The organism is Microbacterium sp. PA5, assembly GCF_049860775.1.
Classification (GTDB): domain Bacteria; phylum Actinomycetota; class Actinomycetes; order Actinomycetales; family Microbacteriaceae; genus Microbacterium.
In genome coordinates this window covers 1,238,567-1,253,848 of record NZ_CP187567.1, presented here as the reverse complement: position 1 = coordinate 1,253,848, position 15,282 = coordinate 1,238,567, and the positions used below count along the sequence as shown (strand labels likewise).

General features: G+C 68.6%; 16 protein-coding genes. 7 read left to right on the top strand and 9 right to left on the bottom strand.

Annotation, left to right across the window (positions count from 1 at the left end):
• Positions 1–22: 22 nt before the first annotated feature.
• On the top strand, positions 23–940 hold the full coding sequence (locus ACPWUT_RS05785) for a 5'-3' exonuclease (protein WP_425841566.1): 918 nt from the start codon (positions 23–25) through the stop codon (positions 938–940).
• Between the two features lie 45 nt (positions 941–985).
• On the opposite strand, the gene ACPWUT_RS05780 is transcribed toward ACPWUT_RS05785, so the two are convergent.
• The 3 genes from ACPWUT_RS05780 to trpD all read right to left on the bottom strand — a co-directional run bounded on the left by ACPWUT_RS05780 (position 986) and on the right by trpD (position 3,693).
• Positions 986–1,978: a PHP domain-containing protein gene (locus ACPWUT_RS05780; protein ID WP_425841563.1), complete on the bottom strand. Its 993-nt coding sequence runs from the start codon at positions 1,976–1,978 to the stop codon at positions 986–988.
• Between the two features lie 62 nt (positions 1,979–2,040).
• A complete protein-coding gene (locus tag ACPWUT_RS05775; protein WP_284529528.1) occupies positions 2,041–2,532 on the bottom strand; it encodes an aromatic ring-opening dioxygenase LigA in 492 nt (163 codons plus the stop codon).
• Between the two features lie 108 nt (positions 2,533–2,640).
• Positions 2,641–3,693, bottom strand: coding sequence for an anthranilate phosphoribosyltransferase (trpD, locus tag ACPWUT_RS05770; RefSeq protein ID WP_284529526.1), 1,053 nt, complete (start codon positions 3,691–3,693; stop codon positions 2,641–2,643).
• Positions 3,694–3,879: 186 nt separating this feature from the next.
• Here trpD and ACPWUT_RS05765 point away from each other — a divergent pair, with 186 nt between their 5' ends.
• The 5 genes from ACPWUT_RS05765 (at position 3,880) to ACPWUT_RS05745 (ending at position 8,733) form a co-directional block, all read left to right on the top strand.
• Positions 3,880–4,482 carry a cytochrome c oxidase subunit 3 gene (locus ACPWUT_RS05765; protein WP_425841559.1) on the top strand — a complete coding sequence of 201 codons (603 nt, stop codon included), beginning with the start codon at positions 3,880–3,882 and terminating at the stop codon, positions 4,480–4,482.
• Between the two features lie 21 nt (positions 4,483–4,503).
• Complete coding sequence (locus ACPWUT_RS05760) at positions 4,504–5,307, top strand: cytochrome bc1 complex diheme cytochrome c subunit (protein WP_284529523.1); 804 nt, start codon at positions 4,504–4,506, stop codon at positions 5,305–5,307.
• Between the two features lie 36 nt (positions 5,308–5,343).
• Positions 5,344–6,423 carry a cytochrome bc1 complex Rieske iron-sulfur subunit gene (locus tag ACPWUT_RS05755; RefSeq protein ID WP_284529522.1) on the top strand — a complete coding sequence of 360 codons (1,080 nt, stop codon included), beginning with the start codon at positions 5,344–5,346 and terminating at the stop codon, positions 6,421–6,423.
• Complete coding sequence (locus ACPWUT_RS05750) at positions 6,420–8,246, top strand: cytochrome b (RefSeq protein WP_425841554.1); 1,827 nt, start codon at positions 6,420–6,422, stop codon at positions 8,244–8,246. The genes ACPWUT_RS05755 and ACPWUT_RS05750 overlap by 4 nt, the downstream gene beginning before the upstream one ends.
• A 79-nt stretch (positions 8,247–8,325) precedes the next feature.
• Positions 8,326–8,733 carry a rhodanese-like domain-containing protein gene (locus ACPWUT_RS05745; protein ID WP_425841551.1) on the top strand — a complete coding sequence of 136 codons (408 nt, stop codon included), beginning with the start codon at positions 8,326–8,328 and terminating at the stop codon, positions 8,731–8,733.
• A 26-nt stretch (positions 8,734–8,759) separates the two neighbouring features.
• Here ACPWUT_RS05745 and ACPWUT_RS05740 read toward each other — a convergent pair whose 3' ends face one another.
• The 6 genes from ACPWUT_RS05740 to ACPWUT_RS05715 all read right to left on the bottom strand — a co-directional run bounded on the left by ACPWUT_RS05740 (position 8,760) and on the right by ACPWUT_RS05715 (position 14,657).
• On the bottom strand, positions 8,760–9,554 hold the full coding sequence (locus tag ACPWUT_RS05740; RefSeq protein ID WP_425841548.1) for a PP2C family protein-serine/threonine phosphatase: 795 nt from the start codon (positions 9,552–9,554) through the stop codon (positions 8,760–8,762).
• Positions 9,555–9,558: 4 nt separating this feature from the next.
• Positions 9,559–9,993, bottom strand: coding sequence for a cytochrome c oxidase subunit 4 (locus tag ACPWUT_RS05735; RefSeq protein ID WP_284529516.1), 435 nt, complete (start codon positions 9,991–9,993; stop codon positions 9,559–9,561).
• The gene (gene ctaD / locus ACPWUT_RS05730) at positions 9,994–11,757 is read right to left on the bottom strand and encodes an aa3-type cytochrome oxidase subunit I (protein WP_284529515.1); all 1,764 of its coding nucleotides are present in this window, start codon (positions 11,755–11,757) and stop codon (positions 9,994–9,996) included.
• Complete coding sequence (gene coxB, locus ACPWUT_RS05725; RefSeq protein WP_425841544.1) at positions 11,757–12,656, bottom strand: cytochrome c oxidase subunit II; 900 nt, start codon at positions 12,654–12,656, stop codon at positions 11,757–11,759. The genes ctaD and coxB overlap by 1 nt, the downstream gene beginning before the upstream one ends.
• A 127-nt stretch (positions 12,657–12,783) precedes the next feature.
• Positions 12,784–13,149, bottom strand: coding sequence for an iron-sulfur cluster insertion protein ErpA (gene erpA / locus ACPWUT_RS05720; protein ID WP_284529513.1), 366 nt, complete (start codon positions 13,147–13,149; stop codon positions 12,784–12,786).
• 113 nt (positions 13,150–13,262) lie between these two features.
• Positions 13,263–14,657 carry a dipeptidase gene (locus ACPWUT_RS05715; protein WP_284529512.1) on the bottom strand — a complete coding sequence of 465 codons (1,395 nt, stop codon included), beginning with the start codon at positions 14,655–14,657 and terminating at the stop codon, positions 13,263–13,265.
• 48 nt (positions 14,658–14,705) lie between these two features.
• On the opposite strand from ACPWUT_RS05715, the gene ACPWUT_RS05710 reads away from it, so the two are divergent.
• Positions 14,706–15,272, top strand: coding sequence for a DUF3043 domain-containing protein (locus ACPWUT_RS05710; RefSeq protein WP_284529511.1), 567 nt, complete (start codon positions 14,706–14,708; stop codon positions 15,270–15,272).
• The last annotated feature ends 10 nt before the right edge of the window (positions 15,273–15,282 follow it).

The following is a 15,282-nucleotide window of genomic DNA, read 5'->3' as shown; positions in this document are numbered from 1 at the left end:
CCGTCCGTGCCAGGATGACAGCGTGACCGACCGACTGATGCTGCTCGACACTGCCTCACTGTACTTCCGGGCTTTCTACGGCGTACCGGACACCGTGAAGGCCCCCGACGGCCGCCCGGTCAACGCGGCACGCGGTCTCCTCGACATGATCGCCAAACTCGTCGCCACCTACGAGCCGACGCACCTCATCGCCTGCTGGGACGACGACTGGCGCCCGCAATGGCGCGTCGACCTCATCCCCAGCTACAAGACCCATCGCGTCGCCGAGCTCGTCGAGACCGGCCCCGACGTCGAAGTCGTCCCCGACCCCCTCGAGGCGCAGATCCCCATCATTCGCGAAGAGCTCGGCGCGCTCGGGATCCCCATCGTCGGCGCCGCGGATCACGAAGCCGACGACGTCATCGGAACGCTCGCCACCGGCTCCCCCGTGGCAGTCGATGTGGTCACCGGCGACCGCGATCTCTTCCAGCTCATCGACGACGAGCGCAACGTCCGTGTGATCTACACCGGCCGCGGGATGAGCAACCTCGAAGTCCTCACCGACACGGCGGTCGTCACGAAGTACGGGATCCTGCCGACCCAGTACGCCGATTTCGCCGTCATGCGCGGCGACGCCTCCGACGGGCTGCCCGGCGTCGCGGGCGTGGGCGAGAAGACCGCCGCCACCCTGCTCGCCGCCCACGGCGATCTCGCCGGCATCATCGCGGCCGCCGAGCGCGGCGACGGCATGAGCGCCGGCGTGCGGGCCAAGGTGCTCGCCGCAGCGGACTACCTGGCCGTCGCGCCGACCGTCGTCGAGGTCGTGCGGAACCTGCCGCTGGAAATCCCCGACAGCCGTATCGTCGCTCCCGATCCCGGCGCCGTCGCCGAGCTCAGCGAGCGGTGGAACCTCGGCAGCTCCGCCGAGCGCGCCGCGACGGCCCTGACCGCTCGCGCCTGATCGCTTCACCGGCGCCGTGCACCGCCGACCACGCGCCGACGCCTGTCAACGTGCGCGGGACGTCCACTCCCGCAGCAGGGCGAGCGGCCACGTGGTGACGATCCGCTCAGCGGGGACGCCGGCGCGCTCCGCGCGCGCCGCGCCCTCGTCGAGCAGCCCGAGCTGACCGGGAGCGTGGGCGTCTGAATCGATGGAGAAGAGGCAGCCCGCGTCGAGGGCGAGCGTGATCAGCTCATCGGGCGGATCCTCCCGCTCGGGCCGCGAGTTGATCTCCACCGCCACCCCGTTCGCCGCGCAGGCCTCGAACACCGCACGCGCGTCGAAAGCGGACTGCGGCCGCAGGCCGCGACTGCCGCTCACGAGCCTGCCGGTGACATGCCCCAGAACGTCGACATGCGGCTGCGACACCGCCGCCACGAGACGCCGCGTCATCGGACCGGCATCCATGCGGAGCTTGGAGTGCGCAGAGGCCACCACCACGTCGAGCTGTGCGAGCAGCTCGGTCTCCTGATCGAGCGAACCGTCGTCGAGGATGTCGACCTCGATGCCGCTCAGCAGGGTGAAGCCCTCACCGGAGAACGCCGGGATCAGCTCCAGCTGTGCGCGCAGCCGCTCGGCCGACAGCCCCCTGGCCACCTTCAGCCGCGGCGAGTGATCGGTCAGGGCCAGATACTCGTGCCCGAGCGCGCGGGCCGCATCGACCATCAGATCGATGGAGGTCAGGCCGTCCGACCACTCCGAATGGCTGTGGAGGTCTCCGCGCAGTCGTGCGCGGAGAGCCGGAACCGGCGCTGGCTCGCTCCCCCGCAGCTCGGCCAGGTATCGCGGCACCTCACCCGCGAGCGCCTCCTGGATGACCGCGAAGGACGAATCCCCGATGCCCTTGCGGCGTCGAAGCGCGGCCGCATCGGCGAGCTGCTCGCGGGAGAGCCCGTCGATCGCCGCAGCCGCGGCCCGGAACGCCTTCGAGCGGTAGCGCGACGCGCGCTCCCGCTCGAGCAGCGTGGCGATCTCGTTGAGCGCGTCGATGGGCTCCACGGGGTCCCTTCGTCCGAAACGTGAGGCGGACTCGCGACCCTACCCGAGCCCGCGCGGTCGGATCAGCCGGCGACAGCCGAGCGGCGTACGACGACCGGAACGGAGGCGAGGCGTCTGATCGCCCAGCCGAACAGGATGGACAGGATGCCGATCCCGATCGCGAACGCTGCGACCCCGAACGACACGACCGAGGTGAACAGCGAGGCGCGCAGGAAGGAGGCGTTCATCATGACGGCGCGCACCGGGTCGTCCTGGTCGAGCTCGGCGTAGGTCTTGCCGCCCGAGATGCCGAGCGCGTGGTGCTGGATGATGTCCGCCTGCACGAAGGCGGTGAACGGGCCCGCGACCGTCTGGCCCTGGAAGGCCATGGCGTCGTCGGGGACGATGATGTTCTCGGCGCGCAGCTGGCTCGACACCATCACCCACACAACGACGCCGACGACGATCAGAGCGATGCCGCCGAGGATCCCGATGACGCCGATGGCCTTGACGAGGCCCACCTTCTTCTGCGGCGGCTCGACCGCGTCGGCGGTGACGACAGCTTCTTCAGACATGGGGGCGTTCCTCTCTGGGCATGTCGGATGGTGTGATCACCGTAGCGTCCGGCTCAGAGCCCCCGCCAGGCACCCACGCCGGGGAAAACCCCTGCCGGAAGTGGGGATTCAGCGCGCCGTCGCAGCGACCCAGCGGTCGAGGGTGGCTGCCGCGGAGCCCGAGTCGATCGCCGCGGCGGCGCGGTCCTTGGCCGCCGACAGGCGCTCCACGATGGGCAGCTGCACCTGGGCGGCGTCCCGGAACAGCTCGTAGGACACGATCCCGGCTGCGGCGTTGAGAAGCACGATGTCGCGGACGGGTCCGGGATCCCCCGCGAGCACGCGGCGCACGACCTCCGCATTGTGCGCGGCGTCGCCCCCCAGCAGATCGGAGATGTCCGCCAGCGGGATGCCGATGTCACGCGGGTCGAGGTCGTGCTCATGGATGTCGCCGCGCGAGATCTCCCAGACCCGGCTGTGGCCGGTGGTGGTGAGCTCATCCAGGCCGTCGTCGCCGCGGAAGACCAGGGCGGTCGCGCCACGGGTCTGGAAGACCCCGGTGATGAGCGGGACGCGGTCCAGCTGCGCGACCCCGACCGCGTTGGCCTCGGCTCGGGCGGGGTTGCACAGCGGCCCGAGGAAGTTGAAGACGGTGGGCACGCCGAGCTCGGCCCGCGTCGGACCCGCATGACGGAAGCCCGGGTGGAACGCGGAGGCGAAGGCGAACGTGATCCCGACCTCGGCGAGCACCTCGGCGACGCGTTCAGGGCTCAGCGAGAGGTCGATGCCGAGCGCGGCGAGCACATCGGAGGACCCGGACGCGGAGCTCGCGGCCTTGTTCCCGTGCTTGACGACGGGGATACCGCTGGCCGCGGCCACGATCGCCGACATCGTCGACACGTTGACGGTGCCGAAGCGGTCGCCGCCCGTGCCGACGATGTCGAGCACGTCGGCGGGCACCGGAAGCGGGAGCGCCGCTTCGAGGATGGCGTCGCGGAAGCCGACGATCTCATCGACCGTCTCGCCCTTGGCCCGCAGCCCGATCAGGAAGCCGGCGAGCTGCGACGGCGTCGCCTCGCCGCGCATCACCCGGCGCATCGCCCACGTCGATTCCGACACGCTCAGGTCCTGTCGAGCCAGCACGCTGGTGAGGATCTCGGGCCACGAGTAGAGCTCCGCCATGAGCACCGATCCTATCGGCACTCTCCCGGCGCCTTCACGGCGCGCGCCTATCCGGCTCTCACCCCCTCCGAAAGTGGAAGGAGGAGCGCGAGAAATGCCGGGCGCACCTTCAGTGATGCGGAAACCACCCGCCGAATCAGCCATAATGAGACCGTGACAACCACTCCAGCGACCTATTCCCAAGCCTTGCGTTCCGTCAAGCGGCCGGATCCGGTCGCTGTCGGCACCATCGTGTGGCTGGGCAGCGAGGTCATGTTCTTCGCCGGTCTGTTCGCGATCTACTTCACCCTCCGCAACGCCTCGCCGGAGCTGTGGGCCGATCGCACCGAGCTGCTGAACATCCCCTTCGCCGCCGTCAACACCCTGATCCTGGTGCTCTCGTCCTTCACGGCCCAGGCCGGCGTGTTCGCCGCCGAGCGCTTCCAGCCGTACCGCCGGGGCTCGATCTGGCAGTTCCGCCAGTGGGGCATGGTGGAGTGGTTCTTCCTCACGTTCATCATGGGAGCCGTCTTTGTCTCCGGCCAGGTGTGGGAGTACGCCACCCTCGTCGCCGAAGGCCTTCCGATCAGCGCCGACTCCTACGCCTCCGCGTTCTACATCACCACCGGCTTCCACGCCCTGCACGTGACGGGCGGGCTCATCGCCTTCCTCCTCGTGATCGGCCGGGCCTACGCGGTGAAGAACTTCGGACGCAAGGAGATGACCTCCTCGATCGTCGTGTCCTACTACTGGCACTTCGTGGACGTCGTCTGGATCGTCCTGTTCATCGTCATCTACTTCGTCAAGTAAGAGAGCGGACCGAGAACCTCCATGGCATCGAAGACACCGCGCCGCCAGACCGGACGCCGCAGCAAGTGGGCCGCCGCCGCCCTCATCGGCATCGGACTGCTCGTCAGCGGCGGCATCTACGCCGGCGCCTCCGCCGCGATGGCCGCGACCGAACCCACCTCCGCGGCGACGTCCACGCTCACGGTCGAAGACGGCAAGAAGCTGTTCCAGGCCAACTGCGCGACCTGCCACGGCCTCAACATGGAGGGCACCGCCGACGGTCCCTCGCTCTACGGCGTCGGAGAGCTCGCCGTCGAGTTCCAGATGTCGACCGGCCGCATGCCGCTGCAGATGCAGGGCCCGCAGGCGCCGCAGAAGCCGGTGCAGTTCACCGAGGACCAGATCCGTGCCGTCGCCGCCTGGGTGCAGTCCACCTCCCCCGGCCCGACGTACCCGTCCGACGAGACGCTCGACGGCGGCGGCGACGTCGCCAACGGAGCCGAGCTCTTCCGCATCAACTGCGCGATGTGCCACAACGTGGCGGCCGCCGGCGGCGCGCTCACCGAGGGCAAGTACGCGCCGGCCCTGACGAGCACCAGCCCGCTCCACATCTACGCGGCGATGGTCACCGGCCCGCAGAACATGCCCGTCTTCAACGACATGACCCTCACCACCGACGAGAAGCGCGACATCATCTCGGCGCTGATGTGGATGCAGCAGAACGAGTCGGCCGGCGGGTTCTCCCTCGGCTCGCTCGGACCGGTCTCGGAGGGCCTGTTCATCTGGATCTTCGGCATCGGCGCACTCATCGCGCTGACCGTGTGGATCACGGCCAAGTCGAACTGATCGAAAACCTCACTGACGGAACGTACGAGGAGCACCATGGCACACGAGGAAGACGCGCTCGAGCACGAGAGGGCTTCATGGAAGCCTTCCCCCGGGCTCGCGGTCGCGGTTCCCGACCCCGTGCAGAACCCCGGCCTGCCGCCGCACCGGGCACGCACGACCGACAAGGACCCCGCCGCCATGAAGCGCGCGGTCCGCACGGTGTACACGCTCTTCTACCTCTCCCTCGCGGGCAGCATCTGGGCGATCGCCGCCTACATGCTCTTCCCGATCGAGAGCGGTCGGATCATCGACATCCGCCACAACAACCTGTTCATCGGGCTGGGCATCGCGCTCGCGCTCTTCGCCATCGGCGTCGGGGCCATCCACTGGTCCAAGGCGATCATGTCCGACAAGGAGTTCATCGAGCCGCGTCACGCGACCCGCGGACGCGACACGACGCGTGACGCTGCGGTGCAGGCGTTCCGCGAGGCGAACGAGGAGTCCGGCTTCGGACGTCGGACCGTCATCCGCAACTCGCTGATCGCCGCGCTCGTGGCCTCCGTCGCGCCGGGGATCGTGCTGTTCCGCGGCCTCGCCCCGGAGAGCTCCGAAGAGCACCCCATCGCCGGCGACCCGGTCGCGCTGCTGAGCCACACCATGTGGAAGAAGGGCATGCGCCTCGCGCACGACCCCAGTGGCGAGCCGATCCGCGCTGCCGACCTGACGCTCGGCTCGGCCGTGCACGTGATCCCGCAGCCGCTGGCCGAGCTGAGCCACCACGAGGGCTACCTCGAGGAGAAGGCCAAGGCGATCGTGCTGCTCATGCGCCTGCTGCCCGAGCAGCTCCCCGCCGAGCACAACAACCTCGAGTGGGCCTACGACGGCATCGTCGCGTACTCGAAGGTCTGCACGCACGTCGGCTGCCCTGTCGCGCTGTACGAGCAGCAGACCCACCACCTCCTGTGCCCGTGCCACCAGTCGCAGTTCGACGTGTCGCGGTCGGCCGCGGTCATCTTCGGCCCGGCCGCCCGGCCGCTGCCGCAGCTGCCGATCACCGTCGACGACGAGGGCTACCTCATCGCGCAGGACGATTTCCACGAACCCGTCGGCCCGAGCTTCTGGGAGCGCCATTGAGCACCGCGACTGTCCACCAGACGGACTCCGAGAAGACGCAGCCCGAGAAGCCCCTGGGCGGCCGCTTCATCGCCGGTGCCGCGAACTACATCGATGAGCGCACGAGCATCTCCGGCTTCGTCAAGGAGCTCGGACGCAAGATCTTCCCCGACCACTGGTCGTTCATGCTCGGCGAGATCGCGCTGTGGAGCTTCGTCGTCGTCCTGCTGTCGGGGACGTTCCTGACGTTCTTCTTCCAGGCCTCCATGGTCGAGACGCACTACGAGGGCGCGTACCTCCCCATGGTCGGCGTGGAGATGTCGGCGGCGCTCGACTCGACGCTGAGGATCTCGTTCGACATCCGCGGCGGTCTCCTCGTCCGCCAGATCCATCACTGGGCCGCCCTGGTCTTCGTGGCCGGCATCGGCGTGCACATGCTGCGCGTGTTCTTCACCGGCGCCTTCCGCAAGCCGCGTGAGCTCAACTGGGTGATCGGCTTCGTGCTCTTCATTCTCGCGATGGGCGAGGGCTTCACCGGCTACTCGCTCCCCGACGACCTGCTGTCGGGCAACGGCCTGCGGATCATCGACGGCATGATCAAGGGCATCCCGCTGATCGGCACGTGGACCTCGTTCCTCCTGTTCGGCGGCGAGTTCCCGGGAACCGACATCGTCGGTCGTCTCTACGTGCTGCACATCCTGCTGCTGCCGGCGATCCTCGTCGCCCTGCTCGCCGTGCACCTCATGCTGATGATCGTCAACAAGCACACGCAGTTCGCCGGCCCCGGCCGTACGAACAGCAACGTCGTGGGCTACCCGATGATGCCCGTCTACATGTCCAAGATGGGCGGGTTCTTCTTCATCACCTTCGGCGTGATCGTGCTGATCGCCTCGCTGTTCACGATCAACCCGATCTGGAACTACGGGCCGTACGACCCCTCCCCCGTGTCGGCCGGCACGCAGCCCGACTGGTACATCGGCTTCGCCGACGGCGCGCTGCGCCTGGTCCCGCCGCATCTGGAGTTCGTGCTGTTCGACCGCACGTGGTCGTTCAACATCCTCATACCGCTCGCCGGCCTGGGTGTCTTCATCGTGCTGGTGATGCTCTACCCCTTCATCGAGGCGTGGATCACGGGCGACAAGCGCGAGCACCACATCGCACAGCGTCCGCGTCACGCACCGACCCGGACCGCCATCGGCGTCGCCGGCGTGATCTTCTACGCCGTGCTGTGGGCAGCCGCCTCGTCGGACATCATCGCGACGCACTTCCATCTCACGATGGAAGGCGTGATCCACACGCTGCAGGCGCTGCTGATCCTGGGACCGATCTTCGGCTACTTCATCAGCAAGCGGATCGCGCTGGCCCTGCAGAAGAAGGATCGGGAGATCGCTCTGCACGGCTACGAGTCGGGTCGCATCGTCCGCCTTCCGGGTGGCGAGTACATCGAGGTGCACCAGCCGGTGGACCAGTACGAGCTCGTCAAGCTCGTCGACTTCGAGACGAACGCGCCCCTCGTCGTCCGCCCGGACGACCGAGGCCGGATCGCGTGGCACCAGAACCTCCGCTCCGCCATCTCGCGGTGGTTCTTCGAGGACCGTCTGGTGCCGCTCACGCAGGCCGACATCGACGACGCGCGCGCCCACCAGCACCACACGCTTGAGCACATCGCCGCCGAGGAGACCGCAGAGCTCCAGGGTGCCCACGAGCGCGCCGGCGTGCCCGACGCGCCGCTGCACCCGATCGACGACGGGCACAACGGGGAGACGGCCAACCGGCCCTCCAACGTGATCATCCCCGACGACGACGGCGACAAGAAGAAGCCCAAGAAGCCGAAGGACGACTGAGTCCTACGCGGCAGAAAAGCGGCGAGGCGTGACCGTCGAGGTCACCCTCGCCGCCTCTGCGTTCCCGTAGCGTCGAGTCATGACGGATGCCATCGCCTACTTCAGCGCCAAGCTCGAGCACGAGACCGACCCCTCGGATGTCTACGCCGCCCAGCGGGCGGGCGACCGATTCACCCTCGTCGATGTCCGGAGCACCGAGGCGTGGAACCAGGGTCACGTGGCCGGGGCCGTGCACATGCCGTATCGCGACATCGCCGCGGGCGCGCCGCAGGAGCTCGACCCCTCCCTTCCCGTGGTCGTGTACTGCTGGAGCCCGGGATGCAACGCCGGCGCCAAGGGCGCCCTCGAGTTCGCGCGCATCGGCTACCGAGTGCGGGAGATGATCGGCGGCTACGAGTACTGGGTGCGGGAGGGACTGCCGACGGAGAACGCCGCGGGTCCCGTCCCGCGCACGTTCGACCCGCTCGTGATGTACGTGCGCCCCTGACCCCGTCGACGCGGTGGCGGCCCTGATCAGCCGGCGAGGCCGCTGAGGTCGCCGGCGAACCGGTCGGCCGCGGCACCGGCCCAAGACGGCTCCTCCACGCCCGGAGCGCCGCGCTCCACGTCGCACACCACGGCGGTGACGTTGTCGCGCGACCCCGCCTCCAGGGCCGCCGAGACGATGAGCTGCGCCGCGGCATCGACCTCGACGTCAATCCCGACGAGGTCGGCGATCACATCGTCGGGCAGATAGTCGCTCACGCCGTCGCTGCACAGCAGCCAGCGGTCGCCCTCCACGGGGAGCCTGTCCACGACGCGCACGTGATCGGTGTCGTCACCGCGGAGCGAAGCCGTGATGATGTTGCGGCGAGGATGGCTCATGGCGTCCGCGGCGCTGACGATGCCCTGGTCGACGAGCACCTGGACGTAGGAGTCGTCGCGCGTCTGGCGGATGAGGTGCCCGTCGCGCAGAAGGTAGGCCCGGGAGTCGCCGGTGTGCGCGAGCAGCAGACCGCCGTGGCGGTCGAGCCACAGGCATGTGAAGGTCGTCGCCATCCCGGCCAGTGTCGGATCGCGCCGTACGTGGGCGCCCAGGTCCCAGTTCGCTCCTCGGATGCGGACCTCGAGCTCGTCGGCGTCGCCGACGTCGCTGCCGCCCGCGACGAGACGATGCACGAGCGCCGCCGACGCGAGGTCTCCCGCCGGGCCTCCCCCGACACCGTCAGCGACCGCCGCCCCCCAGGACGCGGCGAACGCTGCATCCTGGTTGGCATCGCGATGCGGGCCGACGTCCGAGAAGACGGCGGCGCGAAGCCGGAACGTCATCCGGTCAGCGCGCGAAGTAACCGCGGTAGTACTCGTAGACCCAGCCGACGATGGCGACGAGGAACACCGCGACACCGATGGGCAGCAGGAAGGTGCCCACCGCGAGACCGACGATCGCCAGAGCCGCGGAGAAGGCCAGCACCAGCGGCCACCAGGACCAGGGGCTGAACTCGCCGAGCTCGGGGTCACCGTCGTCGATGTCGGCCGTCAGGATGTCCTCCGGCAGCTCACCACGCTGGGCGCGGTGCACGCGGTGCACGTAGAAGGCGATCATCGCGGCCATGAACACCGTGAACAGGAGGGCGGTCGTGCCCACCCACTCGATGGCGTTGTACCACGGCAGGCTGGAGTGCTCGATGATGTTCCACCACGTGTACATGACCGTGCACAGGAGGAAGAAGCCGGCGAGGATCCACCAGAGGTTGACGTTGGTCTTCACTTACTTCACCTCTCCCTCGGCGAGGTCGACGACGGGCGCATCGGGAGCATCCTTCGCCGGCCCCACGCCGACCGGGATTCCGGCCTCGGGGTGGTTCAGATCGAACGCCGGGCGCTCGCTGCGGATCCTCGGGATCGAGGTGAAGTTGTGCCGCGGCGGCGGGCAGCTGGTCGCCCACTCGAGCGACGCCCCGTAGCCCCACGGGTCGTTGACCGTGACCTTCGGCGCGGTGCGCGAGGTCAGCCAGACGTTCAGGAAGAACGGGATCATCGAGGCGCCGAGGATCATCGCACCGACGGTGGAGACCTGGTTGCCCAGCGTCCAGCCGTCGGCAGCCGAGTAGTCGGCGTAGCGGCGGACCATGCCGTCGACGCCCAGCCAGTGCTGAATGAGGAACGTCATGTGGAAGCCGATGAACAGCATCCAGAAGTGCACCATGCCGAGGCGCTCGTTGAGCATGCGCCCCGTCCACTTCGGCCACCAGAAGTAGAAGCCGGCGAACATCGCGAACACCACGGTGCCGAAGACGACGTAGTGGAAGTGCGCCACGACGAAGTAGGAGTCCGAGGTGTGGAACGTCAGCGGGGGCGATGCGAGGATCACGCCGGTGAGGCCACCGAAGACGAAGGACACCAGGAAGCCGAGCGAGAACACCATCGGCGTCTCGAAGGTCACGGAGCCTCGCCAGAGCGTGCCGATCCAGTTGAAGATCTTCACGCCCGTCGGCACCGCGATCAGCATCGTCATCAGAGCGAAGAACGGCAGCAGCACGGCACCGGTGACGTACATGTGGTGCGCCCACACCGAGACCGACAGGGCGGCGATCGCGATCGTCGCGTAGACGAGGGTCTTGTAGCCGAAGATCGGCTTGCGGCTGAACACCGGGAAGATCTCGGAGACGATGCCGAAGAACGGCAGCGCGATGATGTACACCTCGGGGTGCCCGAAGAACCAGAACAGGTGCTGCCAGAGGAGCACGCCGCCGTTGGCCGGGTCGTAGATGTGGGCGCCGAGCACGCGGTCCGCCGCGGCTGCGAGGATCGCCGCCGCCAGGACCGGGAAGGCCATCAGCACGAGGATGCTCGTGACGAGCGTGTTCCACGAGAAGATCGGCAGACGCCACATGGTCATGCCGGGCGCGCGCATCGTGATGATCGTCGTGATGAAGTTGACCGCGCCGAGGATGGTGCCGAAGCCGCTCATGCCCAGGCCGAGCATCCAGAGGTTTCCTCCCGCACCGGGCGAGAAGCTGGCGTTGGCCAGCGGCTGATAGGCGAACCAGCCGAAGGCGGCCGCTCCCTGGGGCGTGAGGAAGCCGGCGATCGCGATGAGCGAGCCGAAGATGAACAGCCACAGGGCGAACGCGTTCAGGCGCGGGAAGGCGACGTCGGGAGCGCCCAGCTGCAGCGGCAGGATGGCGTTGGCGAAGCCCGCGAACAGCGGCGTCGCGAACATCAGCAGCATGATCGTGCCGTGCATCGTGAACAGCTGGTTGTACTGATCCTTGGTCGGGATCACCTGCATGCCCGGCTCGAAGAGCTCGGCGCGGATGATGAGGGCCATCACGCCGCCGAGGAGGAAGAACAGCACAGAGGCGATCAGGTACATGTACCCGATGGTCTTGTGGTCGGTCGACGTGATCCACTTGACGATCACGTTGCCCTTCTGCTCGACGCGCGAAGCGCTCAGCAGCGCGGCCTGGCGAGGCGGAAGGGTGGAGGGACGGCTGTGCGTCTCGCCCTGGAGCGGAAGCGTCGTCGCCATCAGTGGTCTCCCTCGGAGTCGGTCGGGGCGCCCGTGCCCGGCAGGTTCTGCAGGCGGTCGTAGGCGTCGTTGATGTCACCGGTCTGACCGGCATCGCGCAGCGACGCGAGGTAGGCGTCGTACTCGGCCTGCTCGACCACCTTGACCTTGAACAGCATCATCGAGTGGTACTGGCCGCAGAGCTCGGCGCACTTGCCGTCGTACTCGCCCACGCGCGTGGGGGTGAAGGACCAGTAATTGTCCTTGCCGATGTACATGTCCTTCTTGTACAGGAAGTCGATGATCCAGAACGAGTGGATCACGTCGCGCGAGACGAGCTTGATCTTCACCTCCTGGTCGACCGGGAGGTAGAGCGTCGGAAGCTCGCTGGTGATGTTGCCCTGCGCGTCGGTCTGAGCCTGGACGCCCATCGACCACACCGCGGCGTCGGCCTGCTCGCAGTCGCTCTCGGTGTACTGGAAGTCCCAGGCCCACTGCTTGCCGATGGCCGTGACGCAGACGTCCGGGTCCTCGTACTGGGTCTCGAGGATCGCCTGGTCGCGGGCGGTGAACGCGAAGAATCCGATGACCAGGATGAGCGGCACGATCGTGTAGAAGATCTCGATCGGCATGTTATAGCGCATCTGCACCGGCAGGCCGCTCTGGCCCTTGCGGCGGCGGTACGCGACGGCGGCGAAGCCCATCAGCGCCCAGGTGACCACGCCGACCACGAGGAGAACGATCCACGAGTTGACCCAGAGGCCGGAGACCATCTCGGTGCGGTTGGTGGCCTGCGTGCCGTCTTCGGTGAAGCCCGGAAGGTAGCCGTTCAGCTCAGTCGGCGTGCAAGCCGCAAGGGTGATCGCGGTGGCGATCCCGAGCGGGATGACGGCCCAGCGGAGGCGACGTTTGACGCGCACGGTGCACCTTTCGGGGTCATGAAGGTCGAACACCAGCAAGTCTAGGGCAACCTCCTACCCGATTCAGGCCATCCGTCCAGGATGTCCCGACTCTCGGAGGGGGCCCGAGCCCCGCGGGAAGCGCGCCTCAGTGGAAGCTGTCGCCGCAGGCGCAGCTGCCGGCCGCGTTGGGGTTGTCGATGGTGAACCCCTGCTCCGAGATGGTGTCCTTGAAGTCGATCTTCGCGCCGTCGAGGTACGGCACGGACATGTCGTCGACGATGACCTCGACGCCGTCGAACTCCACGGCCTTGTCGCCGTCGAGGAAGCGCTCGTCGAAGTACAGCTGGTAGATCAGACCCGAGCATCCGCCGGGCTGCACGGCCACGCGCAGGCGCAGGTCGTCGCGGTTCTCCTGGCTCAGGAGACTCTTCACCTTTGCGGCGGCGGCATCGGTCAGCGCCACTCCGTGAGCGGGCGTGACGGCGGCGGGCGACGTGGCGATGTCGGTCATGACTCTCCCAGGATCTCGGGCCGTCAGTGCCCTTCAGGGGCCGGGACGGCGGATGCCACGATTCTACGCCCTCTGGGCGGGAGAGGCCCCGAGTCGCCGCCGCGTCGGGCGGTTCAGAGCGCGGTGGCGTCGAGGCTCTCCAGCAGCAGGGCCTCCGAGACGAGGGCGTGGCGGAAGGTGTCGAGATGCAGCGACTCGTTCGGGCTGTGAGCGCGCGCGTGCGGGTCCTCCACTCCGGTGACGAGGATCTGCGCCCCCGGGAACTCGCGGACCAGGTCGGCGATGAACGGGATCGATCCCCCCACGCCGATGTCCACGGCGTCCACGCCGTACCCCTCGGCCAGTGCGGCCTTCGCCCGCTCCACGGCCCAGCCGTCGGTGTCGACCAGGAACGCATCGCCCGAGTCCACGTCGCGGAACGACAGCTGGGCGCCGAAAGGGGCGTGCGCCCGCAGGTGCGCCTCGATGGCGGCGAAGGCGTCGGCCGCCCGCTGTCCGGGCGCCACGCGAGCGCTGATGACGACGGACAGCTCCGGCGTGAGCGTGTTGGAGGCGTTCTTGACGGACGGGAAGTCGATCCCCGTCACCGTGATGGACGGCTTGTTCCAGATCCGACTGAGGATGGTGCCCCGACCGACCGGGCTCACGCCCTCGGGAAGGCCCGCCTCGCTGCGGAGCGTCTCCTCGGAGTAGTCCGGGGTCTCCGCCGCGCGCTCGAGGAGTCCGGGGACGGCCACCGCGCCGTCTTCGTCCCACAGGGTCGAGAGGAGCTTCACGGTGGCGAGCATGGCGTCGGGCACCGCTCCCCCGAACATGCCGGAGTGGGAGGCGTGCTCGAGCGTCTTCACCCCGAGCGTGAAGCGGGTGTTGCCGCGGAGCGAGACCGTCAGCGCCGGGGTGACCGCGTCCCAGTTGCCGGAGTCGGCCACCACGATGACGTCGGCGCGGAGCGCATCGGCGTTGTCGCTGAGGAACTGGGCGAACGAGGCCGACCCGGCCTCCTCCTCCCCCTCGATGAACAGATTCACGCCGAGGTCGAAGTCCGTGCCGAGCGCGGCGATGAGCGCACGGAGCGCCCCCACGTGCGCCATGACGCCGGCCTTGTCGTCCGCGGCCCCGCGTCCGTACACCCGGCCGTCGCGGACGGTGGGCTCGAACGGCGGCGACTCCCAGAGCGACTCGTCGCCCACGGGCTGCACGTCGTGATGCGCGTAGAGGAGGATCGTCGGGCGTCCGTTGCGGGCGGCGCGCGTCGCGAGGACCGCCGGCATCCCCTCCTGGCCCGTCTCCGGGACCACCGCCGTCTTCACCTCGACCCGGTCGAAGATCCCGAGTCCGTCCAGCAGCCCCTTGACCGCCGCCGCGCTGCGCTCCACCTCGCCACGGTCGAATCCGGGAAAGGCGACCGAGGGGATGCGCACGAGTGCGCCGAGGTCGGCGAGGGCGGCGGGGACGGCATCGGACGCGGCGGCACGCACGGCGTCACGCCGGGACAGTTCGGAGGTCATGCGGGTAATCTTATGGGGCACCTTCTCCGCTGATCCGAGGTTCCTCCCGTGGCCAAGACTCCCGCCGCCCCCGCTCCCGACACCGAGCCGGACGCCCCCGTCGGCGCCGGCAAGAACAGGCCGACGCCCACGCGCGCCGAGCAGGAGGCCGCACGGAAGCGTCCCCTGGTGGCCGACACGAAGGAGGCGCGCGCACGGGCGAAGTCCGACCTGGCGGCCCAGCGCGACAAGGCCCGCATCGGCATGGCCAACGGCGAGGAGAAGTATCTCCCGGCTCGCGACAAGGGTCCCCAGCGCCGCTTCGCCCGCGACTTCGTCGATGCCGGCTGGCACATCGGCGAGCTGATGATGCCGCTGATGGTGGTCGTCATCCTGCTGAGCCTGTGGCCCAACGCGGCTGTGGTCTACTACGGCTTCGTCGCCCTCTGGGTGTTCATCATGTTCGTCGTGGGCGACATGATCATCACGAGCATCCGCGTCAAGCGCGCCGCCGCCGCCAAGTGGGGAGACCGGCGCGAGAAGGGCCTCGGCTGGTACTCGGCGATGCGCACGATCCAGATGCGGTTCATGCGACTGCCGAAGCCTCAGGTCAAGCGCGGTCAGCACCCGGCCTGACCCGCCGACG

Bases quoted from the DNA above. Each gene is read 5' to 3' on its own strand.
- trpD (WP_284529526.1), bottom strand. From the start codon at position 3,693: ATGGCGGAGCTCTACTCGTGGCCCGAGATCCTCACCAGCGTGCTGGCT.
- ACPWUT_RS05755 (WP_284529522.1), top strand. From the start codon at position 5,344: ATGGCACACGAGGAAGACGCGCTCGAGCACGAGAGGGCTTCATGGAAG.
- ACPWUT_RS05715 (WP_284529512.1), bottom strand. From the start codon at position 14,657: ATGACCTCCGAACTGTCCCGGCGTGACGCCGTGCGTGCCGCCGCGTCC.
- ACPWUT_RS05740 (WP_425841548.1), bottom strand. From the start codon at position 9,554: ATGACGTTCCGGCTTCGCGCCGCCGTCTTCTCGGACGTCGGCCCGCAT.
- ctaD (WP_284529515.1), bottom strand. From the start codon at position 11,757: ATGGCGACGACGCTTCCGCTCCAGGGCGAGACGCACAGCCGTCCCTCC.
- erpA (WP_284529513.1), bottom strand. From the start codon at position 13,149: ATGACCGACATCGCCACGTCGCCCGCCGCCGTCACGCCCGCTCACGGA.
- ACPWUT_RS05775 (WP_284529528.1), bottom strand. From the start codon at position 2,532: ATGTCTGAAGAAGCTGTCGTCACCGCCGACGCGGTCGAGCCGCCGCAG.
- ACPWUT_RS05760 (WP_284529523.1), top strand. From the start codon at position 4,504: ATGGCATCGAAGACACCGCGCCGCCAGACCGGACGCCGCAGCAAGTGG.
- ACPWUT_RS05745 (WP_425841551.1), top strand. From the start codon at position 8,326: ATGACGGATGCCATCGCCTACTTCAGCGCCAAGCTCGAGCACGAGACC.